Source organism: Vibrio sp. 10N.247.311.51, from assembly GCF_041467855.1.
GTDB lineage: Bacteria > Pseudomonadota > Gammaproteobacteria > Enterobacterales > Vibrionaceae > Vibrio > Vibrio coralliirubri.
In genome coordinates, this window is the sequence record NZ_JBFSVK010000025.1 from 1 (window position 1) to 20,723 (window position 20,723).

The 20,723-nt window shown below is 45.4% G+C and carries 17 protein-coding genes; 5 read left to right on the forward strand and 12 right to left on the reverse strand.

What is annotated here, in order from left to right:
* Positions 1–1,630, reverse strand: a 1,630-nt coding sequence (locus AB6E85_RS19255) for an Ig-like domain-containing protein (RefSeq protein ID WP_372143734.1), incomplete at its 3' end; no start/stop codon positions are given.
* A gap of 402 nt (positions 1,631–2,032) precedes the next feature.
* Here AB6E85_RS19255 and AB6E85_RS19260 point away from each other — a divergent pair.
* The 4 genes from AB6E85_RS19260 to AB6E85_RS19275 all read left to right on the forward strand — a co-directional run bounded on the left by AB6E85_RS19260 (position 2,033) and on the right by AB6E85_RS19275 (position 6,633).
* Positions 2,033–3,340, forward strand: coding sequence for a TolC family outer membrane protein (locus AB6E85_RS19260; RefSeq protein ID WP_050648222.1), 1,308 nt, complete (start codon positions 2,033–2,035; stop codon positions 3,338–3,340).
* Positions 3,340–3,957 carry an OmpA family protein gene (locus AB6E85_RS19265; protein ID WP_372143736.1) on the forward strand — a complete coding sequence of 206 codons (618 nt, stop codon included), beginning with the start codon at positions 3,340–3,342 and terminating at the stop codon, positions 3,955–3,957. Before AB6E85_RS19260 ends, AB6E85_RS19265 begins: the two co-directional genes overlap by 1 nt.
* Positions 3,958–4,092: 135 nt before the next feature.
* Positions 4,093–4,443, forward strand: a complete 351-nt coding sequence (locus tag AB6E85_RS19270; RefSeq protein ID WP_017062305.1) for a DUF2750 domain-containing protein — start codon at positions 4,093–4,095, stop codon at positions 4,441–4,443.
* Positions 4,444–4,605: 162 nt separating this feature from the next.
* Complete coding sequence (locus tag AB6E85_RS19275) at positions 4,606–6,633, forward strand: diguanylate cyclase (protein ID WP_372143738.1); 2,028 nt, start codon at positions 4,606–4,608, stop codon at positions 6,631–6,633.
* On the opposite strand, the gene queC is transcribed toward AB6E85_RS19275, so the two are convergent.
* Both queC and queE read right to left on the reverse strand, forming a co-directional pair.
* Positions 6,593–7,288 (reverse strand): 7-cyano-7-deazaguanine synthase QueC, encoded by a 696-nt coding sequence (queC, locus tag AB6E85_RS19280; RefSeq protein ID WP_050633466.1) that lies wholly within the window; start codon positions 7,286–7,288, stop codon positions 6,593–6,595. The two genes, AB6E85_RS19275 and queC, sit on opposite strands and share 41 nt — an antisense overlap.
* Positions 7,289–7,346: 58 nt before the next feature.
* On the reverse strand, positions 7,347–8,015 hold the full coding sequence (gene queE / locus AB6E85_RS19285; protein ID WP_338107884.1) for a 7-carboxy-7-deazaguanine synthase QueE: 669 nt from the start codon (positions 8,013–8,015) through the stop codon (positions 7,347–7,349).
* Between the two features lie 184 nt (positions 8,016–8,199).
* Between queE and AB6E85_RS19290 the strand changes: the two genes are divergently transcribed.
* Positions 8,200–9,009 carry a Cof-type HAD-IIB family hydrolase gene (locus AB6E85_RS19290; RefSeq protein ID WP_372143740.1) on the forward strand — a complete coding sequence of 270 codons (810 nt, stop codon included), beginning with the start codon at positions 8,200–8,202 and terminating at the stop codon, positions 9,007–9,009.
* A gap of 99 nt (positions 9,010–9,108) precedes the next feature.
* Here the strand turns inward: AB6E85_RS19290 and AB6E85_RS19295 are convergent, their stop codons facing one another.
* The 9 genes from AB6E85_RS19295 to prpB all read right to left on the reverse strand — a co-directional run bounded on the left by AB6E85_RS19295 (position 9,109) and on the right by prpB (position 20,700).
* On the reverse strand, positions 9,109–10,521 hold the full coding sequence (locus AB6E85_RS19295) for an NUDIX domain-containing protein (RefSeq protein ID WP_372143742.1): 1,413 nt from the start codon (positions 10,519–10,521) through the stop codon (positions 9,109–9,111).
* Between the two features lie 86 nt (positions 10,522–10,607).
* The gene (locus AB6E85_RS19300) at positions 10,608–11,087 is read right to left on the reverse strand and encodes a GNAT family N-acetyltransferase (protein WP_009846623.1); all 480 of its coding nucleotides are present in this window, start codon (positions 11,085–11,087) and stop codon (positions 10,608–10,610) included.
* A gap of 191 nt (positions 11,088–11,278) precedes the next feature.
* Positions 11,279–11,680, reverse strand: coding sequence for a glycine zipper domain-containing protein (locus AB6E85_RS19305; RefSeq protein ID WP_017062298.1), 402 nt, complete (start codon positions 11,678–11,680; stop codon positions 11,279–11,281).
* Positions 11,681–11,918: 238 nt separating this feature from the next.
* A complete protein-coding gene (locus tag AB6E85_RS19310; RefSeq protein ID WP_050648228.1) occupies positions 11,919–12,365 on the reverse strand; it encodes a hypothetical protein in 447 nt (148 codons plus the stop codon).
* Between the two features lie 146 nt (positions 12,366–12,511).
* On the reverse strand, positions 12,512–14,416 hold the full coding sequence (locus tag AB6E85_RS19315; protein ID WP_372143744.1) for a propionyl-CoA synthetase: 1,905 nt from the start codon (positions 14,414–14,416) through the stop codon (positions 12,512–12,514).
* 118 nt (positions 14,417–14,534) lie between these two features.
* Positions 14,535–15,707 (reverse strand): 2-methylaconitate cis-trans isomerase PrpF, encoded by a 1,173-nt coding sequence (gene prpF, locus AB6E85_RS19320; protein WP_372143746.1) that lies wholly within the window; start codon positions 15,705–15,707, stop codon positions 14,535–14,537.
* A 9-nt stretch (positions 15,708–15,716) separates the two neighbouring features.
* The gene (gene acnD / locus AB6E85_RS19325; RefSeq protein WP_372143748.1) at positions 15,717–18,353 is read right to left on the reverse strand and encodes a Fe/S-dependent 2-methylisocitrate dehydratase AcnD; all 2,637 of its coding nucleotides are present in this window, start codon (positions 18,351–18,353) and stop codon (positions 15,717–15,719) included.
* 101 nt (positions 18,354–18,454) lie between these two features.
* Positions 18,455–19,657, reverse strand: coding sequence for a 2-methylcitrate synthase (prpC, locus tag AB6E85_RS19330; protein WP_372078450.1), 1,203 nt, complete (start codon positions 19,655–19,657; stop codon positions 18,455–18,457).
* A gap of 146 nt (positions 19,658–19,803) precedes the next feature.
* Positions 19,804–20,700, reverse strand: a complete 897-nt coding sequence (prpB, locus tag AB6E85_RS19335) for a methylisocitrate lyase (protein WP_048606883.1) — start codon at positions 20,698–20,700, stop codon at positions 19,804–19,806.
* Between the last annotated feature and the right edge of the window lie 23 nt (positions 20,701–20,723).

Consider the following 20,723-nt stretch of genomic DNA (forward strand, 5'->3'; position numbering starts at 1 on the left):
CGTAACCGTCGGTCATCACCATCTGGTAATCGCCACTGTTCGTGCCTTGCTCGAAATCGTTCACGTCCGCCGCCACACCTGCTGTCGTGATGCTGATGTTGCCGGCCACATCCACACTGTAGAAACCGTCTTGACTTGTGGCGCTTAAGGTGCCGTCACTGTGTTTGAACTCGTATTTGGTCACGCCATCCAGATCGCTGCCGGACAAGGTACCCACCACCGCGTCCGCCACTTGGTTTTCCGCGTACGTCACCGTCTGCGCACCGAACGAGCCTGACTCATCCACGTTGCTCTCTTTCAGGGTCACCGTCGCTTCCGCTGTCGAGCCGTAACCGTCGGTCATCACCATCTGGTAATCGCCACTGTTCGTGCCTTGCTCGAAGTCGTTCACCTCCGCCGAAACGCCCGCTGCCGTGATGCTGATGTTGCCGGCCGCATCCACACTGTAGAAACCGTCTTCACTTGTGGCGCTTAAGGTGCCGTCACTGTGTTTGAACTCGTATTTGGTCACGCCATCCAGATCGCTGCCGGACAAGGTACCCACCACCGCGTCCGCCACTTGGTTTTCCGCATAACTTAGTTCTTGGTTAAAAAACAAAGAGTCGTCATCTACAGGCGTCACCCCAATATCAACAGTAATAGTATCTGTGCCTCCATTCCCGTCGCTAACTACAACGGTGAAGCTATCGCTTCCGTTGTAATTTTCGTCAGGCGTATAGGTCCAATTACCATTTTCATCAACGACTACAGAACCGTTTGACGGATCTGTACCTTTTGAGAATGTTAACGAGTCGCCGTCCACATCTGTTGCGTTTAGCGTTCCGCTTACTGGGGTATCTTCGTCGGTGGTTACTGAAAGGTCATTACCTATAGGCGCGTCATTTACGGGAGTTACGCCAATGTTAACCGTAATTGTGTCAGTACCACCGTTACCATCATCGACGATAACCGTAAAGCTATCGTTACCGTTGTAGTTTTCGTTGGGGGTATAAGTCCAATCACCATTTTCATCGACAACGACAGTACCATTTGATGGATCGGTGGACTTAACGAAAGACAGGGAGTCGCCATCTTCGTCTGACGCTGACAAGGTTCCGCTTACTGGAGTATCTTCATCGGTTGTAAATGAGAGAGCGTCACCGACAGGCGAGTTATTGGTATCAACAAAGGTAGGAGCGCTATTAATTTGCTCAAACGAACGGAATTGCTCTAGAAGGCTTAAGCTTTGAGTTCGAGACATGCCTAGTGCCTCAAAGCCCGTAGTGATGAACTCAGTACCAGGGATCGTTTCTTCACCGTCTCGTTCTACAGTCCCACTAGTTGCTAAGCTTGAACCATTTTGACCAGCAGCGGTAGCGAACTCATCTCCTAACTCAGTAGGGTCTTCACCTTCTTCTAATGCGGCAAAGATATTTGCGATATCTTGGTCTAGTTCAACTTCACCGTCTTCAGGTGAAAAACGCTTAACTGATACCTGAGGTTCATTAGGTGTATTTTGAGATTCAAGAGTTACATCTCCAGCCTGAAGAGGCTCTCCGTCTTCAAGTACTCTAACCGTGCCATCCACTGAAATAACAATGCGCTGACCCAATGCAAGTGCACCAGTCAAATTCAATGCTGTAATGTCCATATCAACCCCTAAAACCAATTTTCGCTTGCCACGTCAATTTTGTGACACCTTATTTATATAATTCTTTAAAATATAACATTTAACGTCACATCATTCCTAGTTATGAATCTAGTATTTAACAAACCGAGTGCCAAGGTAATGACGCTGATCACATCACACAATAATGAAAGTGCTCACACTATCAATATAAGTTATTGTGTTTGCGAAAAATAACACAGCTAAAAACGTAAAATTGACGCTCTTAAAATCATCATAAAGCGCACAGTAAGCTGTTAACAACTTTACAACCATTTACGGTAGCTTCTCGAGCGAACGTTATATTTTTGGCGGTTCATCTAAATTTCGTATCTAGCACATTAAAAAGCGTAGGTTTAGATGCAGTCCAATTTGGAGAGATGGAAATTGAATTACATTCAAACGACAACATTAGGGTTAGCTATAGCGCTAAGTTTGCCGACAACAGCACAAACCTTAGAGCAAGCCGTTGCGTTTACTTTAGAAAGCAACCCTGAAATCAAAAGTGCTTATAACGAATATATCAGTAAGCGTTATCTTAACGACGCTTCTGGTGGTGCTTATCGACCAAGTATAGACTTAGATGGTGGGATTGGTTATGAACATACTGATCTTGCAACCAACCAAGACACTACCGATCTGACTAGAAAAGAAGCAACGATCACTTTGACCCAGTTGATATGGGATGGTGCTAATACATCCAATGATATCGACCGCACTGCCGCTGATGCAGAGTCTGTGCGCTATCAACTACTATCTAACGCGCAAGACATCGCTTTAGAAGTAACAAAGGTTTATCTTGATGCAGTGAAAGCCTATGAAGTGCTTTCTCTTTCGGAAAGTAATTTAGCGACGCACAAAGAGATATATAACGATATTCGTAAGCGCGTGGAATCAGGTATTGGTTCAACCGCAGATATGTCACAAGTTGAGGCTCGTATTGCGAAAGCGCACGGGAATTTGCTTGCTGCTCAAAACAACCTGTTTGATACACATACACAGTTTAAAAGAATTGTCGGTCAATCTCCGTTAGGGTTGACCTTCCCTCGCGCAGATGTGGGCGCGATTCCTTATACCGTTGATGGTGCGTTGGCAAAAGCGTTTAACCAGCACCCAGTCATTAAGATTGCACAAGCCGATGTTGACTCAGCGAAGTTCCAATACAAGCAATCCAAAAGCACTAACTACCCGACTGTTTCTTTTGAAGCCGCTCAAACTTGGCGTGATGATGCCGGTGGTACAGAAGGCAGCAGCGATGAGTTTTCTGCCATGGTTCGTTTAAGATACAACCTTTACAATGGTGGTTCGGATCAAGACCGTGCAGAAAGTGCAGCTTACCAACTCAACAAAGCCAAAGACCTTCGCGAAAGTACTTACCGCAATGTAGAAGAGAGTCTGCGTCTTTCATGGAGCGCACTTGATTTAACAGTTCAGCAAAAAGAGTTTCTATCTGACCACGTAGACTCGGCATCAGACACGGTAATCTCATATGAGAAACAATACCGCATCGGTAAACGTACCCTTCTCGACTTACTTAACACCGAGAATGAATTATTCGAAGCTCGTAAAGGCTATTTAGATGCTAAGTATGACGAGCAATACGCAAAATATCGCGTAATGAACGCAACTGGTAACCTACTCATCGGTTTACGAGTTGAGATCCCAGAAGAATGGAATGAAAAGGTGGAATATTAATGAAGCTTACCAACACAGTATTATCGCTTTGCTTCATGGTTGTATCTGCCAATGCTTTAGCTGAAAACAGCGAAGATGAATTCGAATATCGCGCTCTTCCGCCTGTTACTCAGATTTACGATCTTCAAGATGATGACAGTGACGGTGTAATCAACGCGAGAGATTTATGTCCCGATACGCAAATTGGTGCCGAGATCGATAATGACGGTTGTGGCTCATATTTCGAGTCATCGGAAAAGAAAGAGCTGCATATACTCTTTGCTAATAATTCCACGGAAATAAACCCTGTTTTCCTAGGACAGATACGCCAAATGGCTGCGTTTTTGAAGCGCTACGAGAGCACAAGCATTGAATTGCAAGGTTATGCCAGCAAAGTAGGTAACGCGGCACACAACCTAAAGCTTTCGAAAGAACGTGCATCGCATGTAAGACGTGCGCTAATCAGCAACGGTATTCAGCCATCTAGAGTTAACATCGTCGGTCATGGCGATTCTGAATTCAGCAGCGATGACACTCAAATCAATCACGCACTGCATCGAAAAGTTGTTGCTTCCGTTGTTGGATTTAAGGGTAATATCAAAGAAGAATGGCACATCTTCACCAAAATTAAAAAGTAGGCGTGCCCTGCTTTTACCATACTGAAACGTTATCTTAAGTTAACGTTTCAGTATGGTGATAATTCCTTGAATAGCATATACCTAAGCCGTCTATAATGTTAATCTTGCCACGTTATCAACATAGAGAATTAATCCATGAGCAAACTAACAGCTGATACTCAAGCAAATCTAGAACTTTTCGTTTCTGAAACACAAGAAACTAAACTGGTATGGGGCCTTCGCAACGAAGAAGGTTGGCTAGCATGTGACTCAAGTGAATTCGAAAACAGCGAAGTGATGCCATTCTGGTCTTCAAAAGAAGATGCTCAAACTCACAACGTTGAAGAGTGGGCGGACTTCGAAGTATTAGAAATTCCACTAGATATCTTTGTAGAAGATTGGTTACTGACTCTTGCTGAAGACGGCGTTCTTGTTGGTACTAACTGGAATGCAACATTAGAAGGCAAAGAGCTTGAGCCTTCTGACCTAGCGAAATTATACATCTAATTTCCGATATCGGTCGTGCGAATCGTGCGACCGATATACCTCTGATTAGTATCAATAAATTAGAGATCTACCTCGCATAACCTCGTAGCTTTACCATTCAAAATTTGAAGCAACATCAAACTAATAATAGAATATCGTTCTTTATCTGATTGTTCGTCTCTTGTGAATCACTTCGTTTTTGTTACCTTTCTACTATTCATTAGCTTTTGTTCTTATAGCCAAGTATCAACATCAGATCGTGACCACAATTCACCAGTCTATACCTCCAATTTAAGCTCGACTCCAAATGCTGATTGGAACGCGCTTTACCTCTCTACTTTAAACCACTCTCCTGAGCGCGCATTAAACATGCTGCAAACACGCTACATCGGGTCAACGGTTTACGGAGATAAGCTTTACCTTGCGTCTCTTCTGTATCAATACATGAGCCACCGAGATCAGCCGTTCTACGGAATCGCTTCAAACGACAGCGACTACCAGGCGATAGAAACAGCGTTTATTTCTGCTCTGATGAAAGACGGCAAAGGCCAATATGAACAAGCACAACAAGGCTTTCTAACACTTTTGGCGAAAATGCAATCTCGTGGTGATTTAACTGGAAAAGCCTTACTAAAATACCAGCTATGCCGATCGCTTAACGAGCAAGCTAAATACCATCAAGCGAACTATTACTGCTCTGCCCTTCAGTCAGATTTACATGACATCGCTGACCCTGTATTACCAAAATTCGGGGCTTATCGAGTCATCGCGAACAATCACCATTTCCGCAGTGACTATCAAGCTGCACTAGACACCTACCTATCACTAATAAATGTGTTTCCACAAGGGCATGATATTTCAGGGGTTTACAACGATGTGGGTAACTTGCTCAAAGAATTAAAGCAATATGAAAAATCGGCGGAGTATCTAGAGCAAGCTCTAGCTCTCAGATCAAACGCTTCAGATTTAATGAAAGCACAAGTGCATCACAGCCTTGCGGATCTCTACCTTAACCAAGAGCAAAGTGACCTAGCAATTCACCACTTTCAAACAGCAATAACACTGCTGAGCGCAACGTCGCATAGCTACGGTATCGCACTAACAAATCTTGGCTTAGGAAAAGCGTACACTCAAACGAAAGACTATGATGTGGCGAGATCCTACTTAATCGAGTCTCTTTCAGCTTCGAGCGAACTGAGCAATGATGTCATTCGCATCAATGCTTACTTGGCGATCAGCGATATGTTCGAAGAACAGAAACTGCCAACTGAAGCGCTCAACTATGCTAAGCAAGCGTTAGAAATAGCAGAACGAGTCAAAAGGCATAAATACATCGCGCAGTCACTTCTGCAGCTTTCAGATATTCATCAATCACTCGGCGATTACCAACAAGCTTTCTATTTCTACCAGCGATACTCATCAATACAAATGGAAGCTAGAGACATAGATAATCGACTCGCACTCGAAGCGCTCGGCCTGACGCACGCCAAATATGAGCAGGAACTTGAAAGCTCTTTCCTGACACATCAGTCGAAACTCGACCGCGTTCAAATTGAAAAAATGGAACATCAAAGATGGATGTACAACATCGTTGTTATTCTGTTGCTTTGTACTGCAAGCTTTACGGTATTGGTCAACAAAACGGTTCGCGCAAAAGCAGCAATTGATGGCTTAACGAAAGCATATAGCCGAACTGAGATAATTCGAAGAATCAAAAGAGTGAAACGCTGTAAAGGGACGGACAAACAGCATGTGCTCGTGCTGCTCGATCTCGATAAGTTTAAGAAGATTAACGATGAGCATGGGCACCCTACTGGTGACCGAGCCCTGGTCCATATTAGTGATCAAGTTAGAAAACACTTAGTGAATGGTGAGTTGTTTGGTCGCTTAGGGGGAGAAGAATTTGTCATCATGTTAACCGATACCAAACCAGCAGAGGTACGAGAACGCGTTGAAGAGTTGCACTACGCCATTTCAAGCACTGTCTTCTTATCAGAAAGCAAAAAGTCACTTAATGTGACCGCGAGTTTTGCTTATCTAGCAACCTCAAACGCATTAAGTGACTTTGATGACTTGTATTCAGTGCTTGACCAAGCGCTCTATCAAGCCAAAAGCAACGGTCGAAACTGTATTATTGATGCATATAACGAACCGATTGATTTACCTGAGATTATTTATTCTCAGACTGTTTGCGAACCAACTCAGCCATAATGCTTTCGCGATCACCGAGGTAATCGTTAAGGCCAACTTTACGCAGTTCACATGCAGGACAATCGCCACAGCCATCACCAACAATGCCGTTGTAACAAGTCAGTGTTTTGTTTCTAACAAGCTCAAGTGCTGAGTACTGGTCTGCTAGCGCCCATGTCTCAGCCTTGTTTAACCACATTAGCGGTGTTTTGATATCAAGCTGCTTATCCATACCTTGTACAAGTGCAGAGTTCATCGCCTTCACAAAGTCATTACGGCAATCAGGGTAACCAGAAAAGTCTGTTTCACACACACCTGTAATCACGGTTTCAGCACCGATTTGGTAAGCGTAAATACCCGCTAGAGTTAGAAATAGAATATTACGACCAGGAACGAATGAATTCGGCAGCCCATTTTCTTGCAGTTCATGAGACACAGGAATATCGTCACGAGTCAGAGAGCTGATAGCCAGTTCATTCAACAGAGTCACATCCATCACTTTATGCGCTTTCACACCAAGCTCTTTCGACAATGACTCCGCAACTTCAATCTCAAGTCTATGACGTTGACCATAATCAAAAGTAATCGCATGAACTTCATCATACTCTTTTAATGCCTGAACAAGACACGTTGTTGAGTCTTGACCACCACTGAATACTACCACTGCTTTTTTCATCTTAAATCCTTACGAGAACCTTCTACTGGCGACTTATCTTGCGCAGTAAAAATACAACCTATGCGATGCTCAAATATTTGTGAGTTTGTATTGATAAGCGCCAATTGCGCTCAATGCAGGTATCAATACAAAGCTGAGTAGCACGGTCTTTTTGGCTGATTGGTTGCAGAGCGATAACAGTGTCGTTAGGAACTGCTGCTCGCTCCAATAAACCGTCAAGTTGTTCGATGTCTTTGCTTGTACCTACTGGATGCTTAATTTCGTTAGCACGTTGCAAGGCGCTATCTAAGATTTCCAGTTTCGCTTTCATCGCCACTTTCGGTGACACCGTAACCCAAGTGTCCGGTGTGGCTTTAACTTCTGATGTTCCGCTAGTCTCAATCTGACAGCGACAACCGTGCTGCTCAAATGCTTCAGTAAGAGGAACAAGATCATAAATGCATGGCTCACCACCAGTAATCACAATGTGCTTAGCAGTGTAACCTTGCTTGATATATTCATTCACGATTCCTTGAGCATCGATTGCTGACCAAGTAGGTGAATCTTCTGTCTTAACCATAATATCGCCAAGGCTGGTTTCATCTTCTGGCAACGCTTCCCAGGTCTGCTTGGTATCACACCAAGAACAGCCCACTGGGCAAATTTGCAGACGAACAAAAACAGCGGGAACGCCAGTAAACACGCCCTCACCCTGAATGGTTTCAAACATTTCATTAATCTTGTACAACTTTTCCTCAGCTCAATCATTTGATGAAATTAATCAACCGCAGACCTTAAAGCACTTCCCCCTTTCGGTCAAACAAATGAGTACTGATAAATGAGTTGATCAAAGCCCTAGCCTGAACTTTCAAGTTCCCTTATCCTTTCGCCCATAGATTTCGTTAGCTTTTAATTTTTTAGTAAGGAACAACATGTACAAACTGATTGCTCTTGATATGGATGGCACACTACTCAACAGTGAAAAAGTGATTTCTCAAGAGAACAAAGACGCAATCGCCAAAGCACGAGCTGCAGGCGTGAAAGTGGTTCTCGCTTCTGGTCGCCCTTTAGAAGGCATGCAAAGCAAATTAGATGAGCTTTCGATTGACGGCGAAGATGACTTTGTACTCTTCTACAATGGTTCTATGGTTCAGAACGTATCGACAAAAGAGATCATTCACAGTGAGATCAGCAACGGTAAAGCCGCAAAAAAGATTGCTGCCCTCGCTGAACAGCTTGGTGGTAATGTCCATGCTTTCAGCAAGATCCACGGCTTAATCACACCTGAGAACAATGAGTACACTGGTATTGAAGCGCGTATTAATGGCTTAGATATTACCGAGTTCGACTTTTCTCAACTAGAAGACGACCACGAAATCATCAAAACTATGATTGTCGCTGAACCAAGCAAGCTGACTGAAATCATCGGTAAGTTGCCACAAGAGCTTAAGACTCAGTTTACTATCGTACAAAGTGCACCATTCTTCTTAGAGTTCCTAAACCCGAAATCAAACAAGGGTGTCGGTATTGAAGCGATAGCGAAACACTTAGGCATTAAAGCGGAAGAAGTCATCTGCATGGGTGATGCTGAAAACGATCACCATATGCTTGAATACGCAGGCCTTGGCATTGCAATGGAAAACGCAATGGAAGAAACCAAGAAACTGGCGGATCACATCACAGCGAGCAACGACGACCATGGTGTAGCGGTCGCGATTGAGAAGTTTATCTTCAACTCATAAACGCTCAACAGGTTCTAATAAGAATTACTTTTTGCTTGTTTCAGAAATGACAAAGGCTGTGCACTGCACAGCCTTTTGATTTTGTGTTAGTCGAGTCGCTTACTCTCTTTTCCATGGCAGACGAAATGCCACCACACCAAACAGAATCAAGATTGGGAAACGTAACGTTTCAACAATAAATGAAGCAATACCACTGAAAGAGACAAAGCTTCCAGCCCAGCTAATCAGCAGATTTCCCGCTAACAACATCGCCATCACTCCAAGAACGATCTTGAATGAGAACTGACCAACTAAAGGTTTCGAGTCTGTTAACGTCACTAGGCATGCAATCGTCATCAAAATCGCCACCCAGAATGAGAATGTTGGCAGTGGCCATATCACCGTGAGAACAATCGACAGTAAGCACAATGCCCACCAAACACCTTTAGAACTCAATAAAGCACTAATATCAACATCCGGTTTCGCGTCTAATCTCACGACATGCCACGTCGTTAAAGCGCCTAATACGCCACCCATTAATACATCACTAAAGAACGCACTGCCTGAATAAGACTTAAATAGCATGATCCACAGCAGGCCAGCGAGCACTATCAGAATCGCTTTTTGCTCCAAGAGGCGTTTTAGTTTCCAAAAGACTAACAAGGTTAAACTAACCCACAAGGCAGCCAACAGGCTTGGAAAACTATACCCACTGCTCATCACCAGTTTCAATGTTGGCAAGTAAGCGTGTGGACGTGGAAAACCAAAACCTTGGTGCGCGATTAAAGTAAGTAGTGTCACCGAGATCAAAGTGAAGCCAAACTTCAACGCGAAGTTACGGCCAAAGTACCAAGCAATTAGCGGCAATATCACAATGAAAACCCATGGCTTCGCCAACAAGTCAGTCAAAAGCACAGTATTCGCAAACACGCTTGGCATCTTATCGAACGTGTTTTGAAGTGACACAATCCAATTTAATTCAACTTGATGAACCTTAGGTGCTGCGCCCACCAGCTCAGTCACATACGTCACAGGTTGATCTGTCGCAGATAAAAACAGCTCGTTAATCTCAAACCACTGTTCTGGATAGCGGTATTGGTGATCTTGCAATTCAGTAGGAGGAAGTAACATCGCTCGGCTGACTTCCACGCCATAATGAGGAGCAAACCAGATCGGCAGCTCAAAGCCACCTAACTCATTTCGAGCCTTGTAGCTGATCACTTCAGAGTCAGAAATACAATCAAACACGACGGCACTGTCGGTATAACCCAGTATATCACCGACCGTTACCGACAAGCCCGCCTCTTCCCACGTTTCACGTTGCGCCGCGACGGCTGGCGGCTCACCAGAAACCACAGTGCCTCCCGGTAGAGACAATTGACCTGTGATCAACTCATCAACCAACACGATTTGGTTATCAGCACGTACTACACACAAGGCGCCCGCGATATGATCGGGCAAAGTGTCGTTTGCCCAAGCGGAAGTAGTACTCAAAAGAGACAGTATGAAAACTAATAAATATCGAATAACCAACGAGTTTACCTAAAAAATAATAGAAGAATATTGAAGACTGCTGTTGCAGTTGAACTATTGTAATCAAAGCCACACAAAATCGCTGTCTACGTTTTGTGCAAAGCCTTCCTCATCCATTGAATGTGAGGTGTGAACCCCATTTTTTGATAGAAGTCCTTGGCAGGTGAGTTAAAGTCCCAAACTTCTACAAAGACTTGTTCAACCCCATAATCATCAAAAGTACTTTCAACTTTGTTAAACAACTTTTCAGCAATTGATTCTTTTCGATAATCAGGCAACACAAACAGTTCATCGACACTTCCCATCGGCACTGGTTTACTCACTGTTGAGATAAGCTCACAAAAATGCCCAGAGATAAAGCCAACAATGAGCTCACCTTTTAATGCCACATAAACCAAACATTCAGGGTCATCCAAGTATCGTGCAATGCTTTTTTCCTGCTCAATCTCTTCTGCCGTTTTAAAGTGCTCTGGGCTAGCAAGGTGGTGATGATGGTGGAGATCGAACATTAACTCGTTAAGTTGTTCCAAATCCGCGTGCTTTGCGGCCCTTAAGGTGACATTCATGACTATTGCGCTTCTCAAACCAAATTAATATCTAAACTGAGTCTAGTTTACTTGGCGTGAGTATCTATACAAGTTATTGAATTAATTCATTGTTTGAAGTGTGTATTTTAGATACAAAAACGGCCACATTACGTGGCCATTCTGTTTGAATGATTTTGAATTAAACGAATATCGAAGCTGTGGCTTTTGCTTTATGCACCGTTATCTTCTTTCTCTTCTTTGAGATCAGCAAGCTGTTGTTCTAGTTCAATAAGCTTAATTTCCGCCTCTACTTCAGCAACTCGCTTTTCTGCATCGGTGCGATTGTCTTGCGCTAGACCATCAGCAGTAACTTGGGTTCGTTGTGCGTTTCTTGCATCGTCCGTATCTTTCATTGAACCCGCAACACCACCGGTCACACCACCTAATGCAGCGCCCTTCACGGCTAAACTCGCATCTCCAGTTAGAGCGCCTGCTGTTGCTCCTAGTAAAGCACCACCTACAGCACCACGATTACGTGCAGCATTCTCATTTTCGTTATCCATTGCTGGTGATGCGCAACCAGAAAGAGTCACAATCAGTGTCGCTAAAAGAAAAGGTTTAGTGAATTTCATAGGAGTCTCGCTTAGTTCTTCGTTTGGAGTAAAGCCATCTTAAGCAGAACCGTTAATGAGATAAATAAAGCCACGTTTAGACGATACATCATGTTCAGCTATGTATTATTCAGCCATCGCATAACTGATTAATGATATATATCTTTGAGCTCGCTTTATCCTCACCAACAATAAAGGCGACCAATAAGGTCGCCTCAATCGCGCTTTCTCAATAATTCTTGTCTTTCACATGTCGCTCTTAGCCTTTAGACCAAAAGTTTTGCATGTTTGCTACGCTAGGTGGTGGCCTAACACCGCAATCTCGATAATGATTTTTATCGCCGATCCCCAGTATCTTGCCATTTTCGTCATCAATCATCGCAGCAACTTTAACACCGTCTCCCACATGGCGAGTTAACACGACAATTTCACCGGCTCTTTCAGATCTTACTGCGCCTAAGATTTGATATTCGTAGCGGCCTTTCCTTGAATTAACGATCATCTTCGAGTTAATAGGGTCGGCTTCATATCCCACACCAATATCAAAAACCGCTTGATAGAGATCGACGCCTGTCTTGGACACACATTTAAATACCTTGGGATGACTCAAAGGTTCTAACAACGCTCTACTCGCTTCATCCTTTGAAATACTGGCACTAGCAGCACCACTAACCAATAAAGCAATCAACAAAAAGTAAGCTCGCATAAAAAGACCTCAATATGTGGGATTCATAATGAGGTCATAGTAAACGCAATGGATAAGCGGATGAATAAAGTAGAGTTTAGGTAAACCATCACACTGGCTTATGTATAAATCAATAAGCCGAAGGGAGATTACCTAAACAACAAAACTTATTTACCGAGCTTTTCAGCAATTTCAGTTAAGCTGGTAGGATCGTCAATCGTCGAAGGCACCACATATTGTTCACCTTCTGCGATCTGCCGGATGGTTCTACGTAAAATCTTGCCTGAGCGCGTCTTAGGCAGTCTCTCAACCACCAAGGCTTGCTTAAAACAAGCGACCGCGCCGATCTCATTACGAACCTTGCCAACCAACTCCGCTTGTAACTCAGTGCCATCGACTTTTACGCCATCTTTCAGCACGACTAACCCAAGAGGTAGTTGTCCTTTTAAGTCATCGTGAATCCCGACTACCGCACATTCTGCAATAGCAGGGTGACCACCCACGATCTCTTCCATTTCCCCCGTAGACAGACGATGTCCCGCTACGTTTATCACATCATCAATACGACCCATGATAAACAGATACCCATCTTCATCGAGATAGCCGCCATCACCAGAAACGTAATAGCCTGGGAATTGGCTCAGATAGCCGGATTCAAATCGATCATGATTACGCCAAACAGTTGGTAGACAGCCTGGTGGCAACGGGCGTTTAAGAGCCACAAATCCTTGTTGATTAGGCTGTGCTACTTCACCGAGTTCATTGAGAATCTCCACTTGGTAACCCGGAACAGGTTTAGTGGAAGAACCCGCTTTGACTGGCAAAGATTCCAGCCCTGTGGGATTGGCAGAAATAGCCCAACCAGTTTCTGTTTGCCACCAATGATCGATAACCGGCTTGTTGGTATGAGATTCAACCCAATCCAATGTTGGAGGGTCCAAACGCTCGCCAGCCATGAAAATCGACTTGAGTGATGATAAGTCATACTTGGTGAGCAACTCACCTTCAGGATCTTCTTTCTTAATGGCTCTAAATGCCGTTGGAGCAGAAAACAATACATCGACCTTGTATTCTTCACACACACGCCAGAATGCGCCGGGATCTGGCGTTCTGACTGGCTTGCCTTCAAACAAAATGGTCGTACAGCCATGAATCAATGGCGCATACACAATATAGGAATGCCCCACTACCCATCCGACATCAGAAGCCGCCCAAAACACGCCATCTTGCGGCATATCGTAGATAGTGCTCATCGAGTATTTCATGGCGACCGCATGACCACCATTATCGCGCACCACGCCTTTTGGCTTACCCGTCGTTCCTGATGTATACAAGATATATAGCGGGTCAGTTGCTAGAACGGGCACACACACGTGAGGCAAAGCATCGTTAACCGCTTGTTGCCAAAGTACATCGCGTTCGTTGTTCAATTCGGCTAGAGACTGCTCTCTTTGGAATACCACTACTTTTTCAGGCTTCCATCGGCTGTCCATGATCGCGCGATCAACCATCGGCTTATATGGCAAGACTTTGTTTATCTCGACACCGCAGGAGGCAGTAATCAACACCTTGGGCTCGGCATCTTCAATTCGAACAGCAAGCTCATGAGGGGCGAATCCGCCAAACACCACCGAATGCACCGCGCCAAGTCGTGCACAGGCCAACATTGCCATTGCCGCTTCAGGAATCATAGGCATGTAGATCACCACACGATCACCTTTGGTAACGCCTTGCGTGGCTAACATACCTGCGACTTTAGCCACTTGGTCACGCAATTGATTGTAAGTGTACGAGGATTGAGTTCCAGTAACTGGAGAGTCGTAAATCAGTGCGGTATTGTCACCTCGCCCATTTTCACAATGATAATCCAGCGCGAGCCAGCAGGTGTTCATCACCCCATCAGGAAACCAACGCTCAATTCCGTTATCGTCAGTTTGTAATATCGTTTTTGGTGGTTCAAACCAATCGATCGCTTGTGATTGTGTTTCCCAAAACGAATTTGGGTCTTCCCTAGCCCATTGGTACTCGGTGATATAATCGGTTTTTCTGTTCATTCGATTCGTAGCAGACATAGTGCCTCCTCCATGATTTATCCATTAGTCCAAGCGACTAGCTTTTAGCAGTGTCACTTGGGTGCACTCTTTTCTCAGCGTTGTATTCGTGAACATTAAACCGTTCACGACAATCGCTTTACTTGGGAAAAGGCACACGGATGGCACCTTCCATGATCACTCGGGCACTACGACTCATAATCGCCCTCTCTATTTTCCAACCGCTTTCCGTTTGAATGGCTTTAGCACCCGCTTTTAAGGTTCCTGACGGGTGACCAAAGGTCACGAAATCTCGAGAACCCTCACCGGCTGCCAAGTTCACTAAGGTGCCTGGTACACTTGCCGCTGAAGCAATAGCAACCGCAGCCGTACCCATCATGGCATGGTGCAATTGCCCCATAGACATAGCACGTACTAGAAGGTCGGTATCTTCGACAGCAACCGCTTTACCACTTGAGGCTTGGTAAGCTTGAGGCTTAGCAACAAACGCGACTTTAGGAGTGTGTTGGCGTGATTCAGCTTGTTCTAGGGAATCAATAAGTCCCATCGCAACCGCACCATGTGCTCGGATGGATTCAAACAGAGCCAAGGCTTTGGTATCACTGTTAATATCCGATTGAAGCTCTGTGCCTTGATAGCCCACATCTTCAGCATCAACAAAAATGGTGGGTATCCCTGCATTAATGTAAGTTGCTTTGATGCAACCCAGATCTGGAACATCTAAAAAATCGACAACATTCCCTGTTGGGAACATAGAGCCACGAGCATCGGCTGGGTCTAGAAAATCGACTTGAATCTCAGCGGCGGGGAAAGTCACACCGTCGAGTTCAAAGTCACCTAACTCTTGGACTTCACCATTAACGATAGGCACGTGAACAATGATGGTTTTCTCTATGTTCACTTGCCATACTCGCACCTCGACCACACCGTGCTCTGGAATGCGATTCGAGTCGACGAGGCCACTATGAATAGCAAATGGGCCTACTGCAGCAGACAGATTGCCGCAATTACCGCTCCAATCAACGAACGGCTTGTCTATTGCTACTTGGCCGAATAGGTAATCAACATCGTGATCGGCTTTACTGCTTTTCGAAACAATAACGGTTTTACTGGTGCTGGATGTTGCACCACCCATACCATCGGTTTGTTTGCCATAAGGATCCGGACTGCCAATCACACGTAATAAGAACTCATCCCTCGCTTGTCCCGCAACTTGCGCCGCTTCTGGTAAGTCATTCAAGCAGAAGAAAACACCTTTACTGGTCCCTCCACGCATATAAGTTGCCGGGACTTTTATCTGTTTAATGTTCATCACAGGCTCCTATTGCGCGAGAAAATCTTTAGCAAAGCGTTGTAATACGCCACCAGCGCTGTAGACACTCACTTCGTCTGCCGTATCCAATCGGCAGGTCACGGGAACATCAAGCTTTTCACCGTTTTTACGAGTAATAACTAAAGCCAAATCTGAACCTGCTTGGATGTCTCCATACACGTCGTAAAGTTCGGTGCCATCCAGCTCTAAGGTGTTGCGATTGGTCCCCGCTTTGAATTGCAGAGGCAGCACACCCATGCCAACCAAGTTGGTTCTGTGAATTCGTTCAAACCCTTCAGCCACAATCACTTCAACACCCGCTAAGCGCACACCTTTGGCTGCCCAATCACGTGATGAACCTTGTCCATAATCCGCACCCGCCACGACAATCAAAGGCTGTTTTCGGTTCATGTAGGTTTCTATCGCTTCCCACATTCGCGTAACTTGACCCTCGGGTTCAACTCTTGCCAATGAACCTTGGATGACTTCTCCAGCGTCCTTCACCATTTCATTAAACAGCTTCGGGTTGGCAAATGTTGCTCGTTGCGCGGTTAAGTGATCACCTCGATGGGTCGCGTAAGAATTAAAGTCCTCTTCCGGCACTTCCATTTTGGTGAGGTATTCCCCCGCCGCGCTCGAAGCGAGAATCGCATTTGATGGAGATAAGTGATCGGTGGTAATGTTGTCACCCAGAATAGCCAAAGGTCTCATCCCTGAAAGGCTTCGTTCTCCTGCAAGAGCCCCCTCCCAATAAGGTGGCCTGCGAATATAGGTACTTTGAGGTCGCCAGTCATAAAGTGGTTCAGTCGTTACCTGATCCTCATCTGGCTGGAACATTTTTACGTAGATTTGTTGGAATTGCTGAGGCTTAACATGCTCACCGACAACAGCATCGATCTCTGCATCACTCGGCCATAAATCACTTAAGTAGATTGGTTTGCCGTTACTGTCAGTGCCTAAGCTGTCTTTCTCGATATCAAAGCGAATCGTGCCCGCTAAGGCGTAAGCAACCACCAATGGCGGTGAGGCTAAGAACGCTTGTTTTGCATAAGGATGGATTCGACCATCAAAGTTTCGATTCCCTGACAACACAGCGGTAGAGTACAGGTCGCGGTCGATGATCTCTTGTTGGATTTTAGGATCCAACGCCCCACTCATTCCGTTACAAGTAGTACACGCATAGCCGACGATACCGAAGCCTAATTGTTCAAGTTCAGGAAGCAAACCTGCCGACTCAAGGTAGAGCTTGGCAACTTTAGAACCTGGCGCAAATGACGTTTTGACCCACGGCTTGCGAACTAATCCAAGCTGATTGGCTTTTTTAGCGACCAAAGCAGCAGCGACGACATTTCTTGGATTACTGGTATTGGTACAAGAGGTAATGGCTGCGATGATCACAGCACCATCTGGCATTTGCTCGTCGCTGTACTGCTTAGCATGCTGCTCTTTCCAAGATGCTTGACTGATTCCTTGCTTGGCAAGTTCGCTGGTTGGCAAACGGCGATGAGGATTCGAAGGCCCCGCAAGGTTGCGCTCAACCGTCGACAAATCAAACTCAAGTACGCGCTCATATTCAACAGAATCTAAATCGTCAGCCCATAGCCCAGTTTGCTTAGCGTAGCGTTCAACTAATTCAACCTGTTCTGGCTCTCGCCCTGTAAGCTTGAGGTATTGAATGGTCTGCTCATCGATGTAAAACATACCCGCTGTCGCGCCGTATTCTGGCGTCATGTTGGAGATGGTTGCGCGGTCACCAATGGTCAGTGCACGAGCCCCTTCACCGAAGAATTCCAAATAGCTTGAGACCACTCTCTCATTTCGAAGGAACTCAGTAATCGCAAGCACAATATCCGTTGCGGTTATCCCTTCTTGTCGTTGACCCGTCAGTTTAACGCCGACAATATCAGGCAAACGCATCATTGACGGACGACCGAGCATCACAGTTTCAGCTTCCAAGCCGCCCACACCAATCGCAATAACGCCCAGAGCATCAACGTGCGGTGTATGGCTGTCTGTGCCGACACAAGTATCAGGAAACGCGATGCCCTCTTTGGATTGAATCACCGGAGACATCTTCTCCAAGTTGATCTGGTGCATGATCCCGTTCCCTGCAGGAATCACACTCACGTTCTTAAACGCAGTTTTACACCATTCTATAAAGTGAAAACGGTCTTCGTTTCTGCGCTCTTCAATCGCTCGGTTTTTATCAAACGCTTGGTTATCAAAGCCTGCATGTTCCACGGCTAACGAGTGGTCAACAATCAGCTGGGTTTCGACCACTGGATTAACCTTGGCAGGGTCTCCGCCTTGGTCGGCAATCGCGTCTCTTAATCCAGCCAAATCAACCAAAGCGGTTTGACCAAGAATGTCATGACACACCACGCGAGCAGGATACCAAGGGAAATCTAAGTCGCTCTTACGGTCAATGATCTGTTTTAAGCTGTCTTCAAGGGTTTCAGGATCACAGCGTCTTACCAATTGTTCCGCCAACACTCGCGACGTATAAGGCAAGGTTTTGTAAGCGCCTGGGGATATTGCTTCTATCGCTTCGCAAGCGTCGAAATATTCTAAGCCCGTTCCCGGTAGAACCTTTCGATACTTGCTTTCATCAAGCTCTTGGTTTCTTTCAAGTTTTACATCAGACATACATCCACCATTATCTGTTAAATGCTATTCGTTGGCTCTCGAGGCCTTATCACATGAAGAGAAAAGTCACCTCGAGATATAAGTCGGCTCGATATAGAGGACTAACGTAAATGGATTGGTAGCCAGTCTTGATGCTCTGGCCCGGTGTAGTCTGCACTTGGACGAATAATTCGATTGTTTTCTCTTTGCTCGAATACGTGTGCCGTCCAACCCGTAAGGCGGCTCATCACGAAGATAGGAGTAAACAATTTGGTTGGGATGTCCATGAAGTGGTAAGCCGATGCATGGAAGAAGTCCGCATTACAGAACAGCCCTTTCTCGCGCTTCATTACAGCTTCAACACGCTCTGAAACGGCGTAAAGCTGTTTATCTCCCACCTCTTGAGCAAGCTCTTTTGACCAACGCTTGATTAAAGCATTTCGTGGGTCACTTTCACGATAAATGGCATGACCGAAGCCCATGATTTTGTCTTTGTTAGCAAGCATCTGCATGATGTTAGTTTCAGCTTCATCGGCGGTTTGCCAATCTTGAATCATTTCCATCGCCGCTTCATTTGCACCGCCATGTAAAGGACCTCTCAACGTACCAATCGCTGCTGTAACGCACGAATGGATATCAGACAGAGTTGATGCACACACACGAGCAGCAAAAGTAGAGGCATTAAACTCATGTTCGGCGTACAGGGTTAGCGAGCAGTGCATCACCTTCTTATGAAGTTCACTCGGTGCTTTATCCGTTAGCATTTTCAAGAAGTAGCCACCCAAATACGCTTCACTTTGATCTTCAGTATCAATGCGCACGCCATCATGGCTAAAGCGGTACCAGTAACAAATAATCGCAGGGAAAAGCGCAAGCATTCGTTCGGTCGCGGACAATTGGCCAGAAAAATCAGACTCTTGCTCTAGATTACCTAGCATTGAACACCCCGTTCTCATCACATCCATAGGATGAGCGTCTGCAGGGATAAGCTCTAGTGCTGCTTTCAAAGGTTCAGGCAAGCCTCGCAAACCAATCAACAATGTTTTGTAATCGTCTAACTCTTTTTCACTGGGTAAATGACCTCTTAGTAACAGATGCGCCACTTCTTCGAACTGAGCATGATTAGCAAGATCGGTAATATCATAACCACGGTAGGTTAAGCCGGTTCCTGATTTTCCGACCGTACATAGCGCCGTGGTTCCCGCACTCTGGCCACGTAGACCAGCACCACCGATGGCAGGTGCGCTGGCTGTTTTTTCGCTTTGTTGTTGGTTTTCTGTTGAAGCCTTTTCGACAGCTGCTTTATCACTCAAAGATACAGACATGGTGAACTCCTTTTCTGTGTTAGCCGCCTGCACTCTTTGGTGCTGCCTGTTTATGTGTCCGGTGATCTTTATCATCGGTACTGGATATGGCGACTAACCATTTCACGTTATTGGATTAAGTTGATTTTTGATTAATTGAAACTAGGTTACCCTTCGCTTGAAAACAACTGATCAAGCTTGTTCTCGTAGTCGTGGTAATTCAAGTGTTCGTAAAGCTCCTTACGGGTTTGCATTGAATCCAACAGAGCTTCTTGATTGCCTTCAACTAGCAAGTGCTTGTAAACATTCTCCGCCGCTTTGTTCATCGCACGGAACGCACTCAACGGATAGAGCACCATGTCCACACTTGATTGGGCCAACTCGTTACAGTTGTAGAGTGGTGTTTGGCCAAATTCAGTGATGTTCGCAAGAATAGGCACGTGCTTACCCGTTGCTGATTTCAGCGCTGCCGAGAACTTCACGTATTGATCGAGCTGATTCATGGCCTCAGGGAAGATCATGTCCGCGCCCGCTTCAACACAAGCTATCGCTCGCTCAATCGCGCTATCAATGCCTTCAACTGCTAATGCATCGGTACGCGCCATAATCACAAAGCTGTCATCGGCTCTGGCATCGGTTGCCGCTTTGACTCTATCGACCATCTCTTGCTGGCTCACAATCGCTTTATTTGGTCGATGACCACAGCGTTTTTGCGCAACTTGGTCTTCCATATGAATCGCAGCTGCACCCGCTTTTTCCATAGCTCGAATGGTCCGTGCAATATTAAATGCGCCCCCAAAACCCGTATCGATATCCACCAGCAATGGCAGATCACATGCGTTAGTAATACGTTCAACATCCACCAACACATCGTTCAATGTCGTAATGCCTAAATCAGGCAAACCGTAAGACGCATTGGCGATGCCTCCGCCAGACAAATAGATCGCCTGATGCCCCAAGTTCTTTGCCATCATCGCGCAATACGGATTCACCGTGCCGACGATCTGCAATGGGTCGTTGTCTTGCACAGCTTGTCGGAACTTAGCCCCTGCTGATAACTTCATAATGACGCTCCCTGTTAATTGTT

What these genes read in the sequence shown, in the direction of transcription:
- AB6E85_RS19305 (WP_017062298.1), bottom strand. Translation starts at nt 11,680, where the DNA reads ATGAAATTCACTAAACCTTTTCTTTTAGCGACACTGATTGTGACTCTT.
- prpC (WP_372078450.1), bottom strand. Translation starts at nt 19,657, where the DNA reads ATGTCTGTATCTTTGAGTGATAAAGCAGCTGTCGAAAAGGCTTCAACA.
- AB6E85_RS19300 (WP_009846623.1), bottom strand. Translation starts at nt 11,087, where the DNA reads ATGAATGTCACCTTAAGGGCCGCAAAGCACGCGGATTTGGAACAACTT.
- AB6E85_RS19315 (WP_372143744.1), bottom strand. Translation starts at nt 14,416, where the DNA reads ATGTCTGCTACGAATCGAATGAACAGAAAAACCGATTATATCACCGAG.
- queC (WP_050633466.1), bottom strand. Translation starts at nt 7,288, where the DNA reads ATGAAAAAAGCAGTGGTAGTATTCAGTGGTGGTCAAGACTCAACAACG.
- AB6E85_RS19290 (WP_372143740.1), top strand. Translation starts at nt 8,200, where the DNA reads ATGTACAAACTGATTGCTCTTGATATGGATGGCACACTACTCAACAGT.
- prpB (WP_048606883.1), bottom strand. Translation starts at nt 20,700, where the DNA reads ATGAAGTTATCAGCAGGGGCTAAGTTCCGACAAGCTGTGCAAGACAAC.
- AB6E85_RS19310 (WP_050648228.1), bottom strand. Translation starts at nt 12,365, where the DNA reads ATGCGAGCTTACTTTTTGTTGATTGCTTTATTGGTTAGTGGTGCTGCT.
- AB6E85_RS19265 (WP_372143736.1), top strand. Translation starts at nt 3,340, where the DNA reads ATGAAGCTTACCAACACAGTATTATCGCTTTGCTTCATGGTTGTATCT.
- prpF (WP_372143746.1), bottom strand. Translation starts at nt 15,707, where the DNA reads ATGAACATTAAACAGATAAAAGTCCCGGCAACTTATATGCGTGGAGGG.
- AB6E85_RS19270 (WP_017062305.1), top strand. Translation starts at nt 4,093, where the DNA reads ATGAGCAAACTAACAGCTGATACTCAAGCAAATCTAGAACTTTTCGTT.
- acnD (WP_372143748.1), bottom strand. Translation starts at nt 18,353, where the DNA reads ATGTCTGATGTAAAACTTGAAAGAAACCAAGAGCTTGATGAAAGCAAG.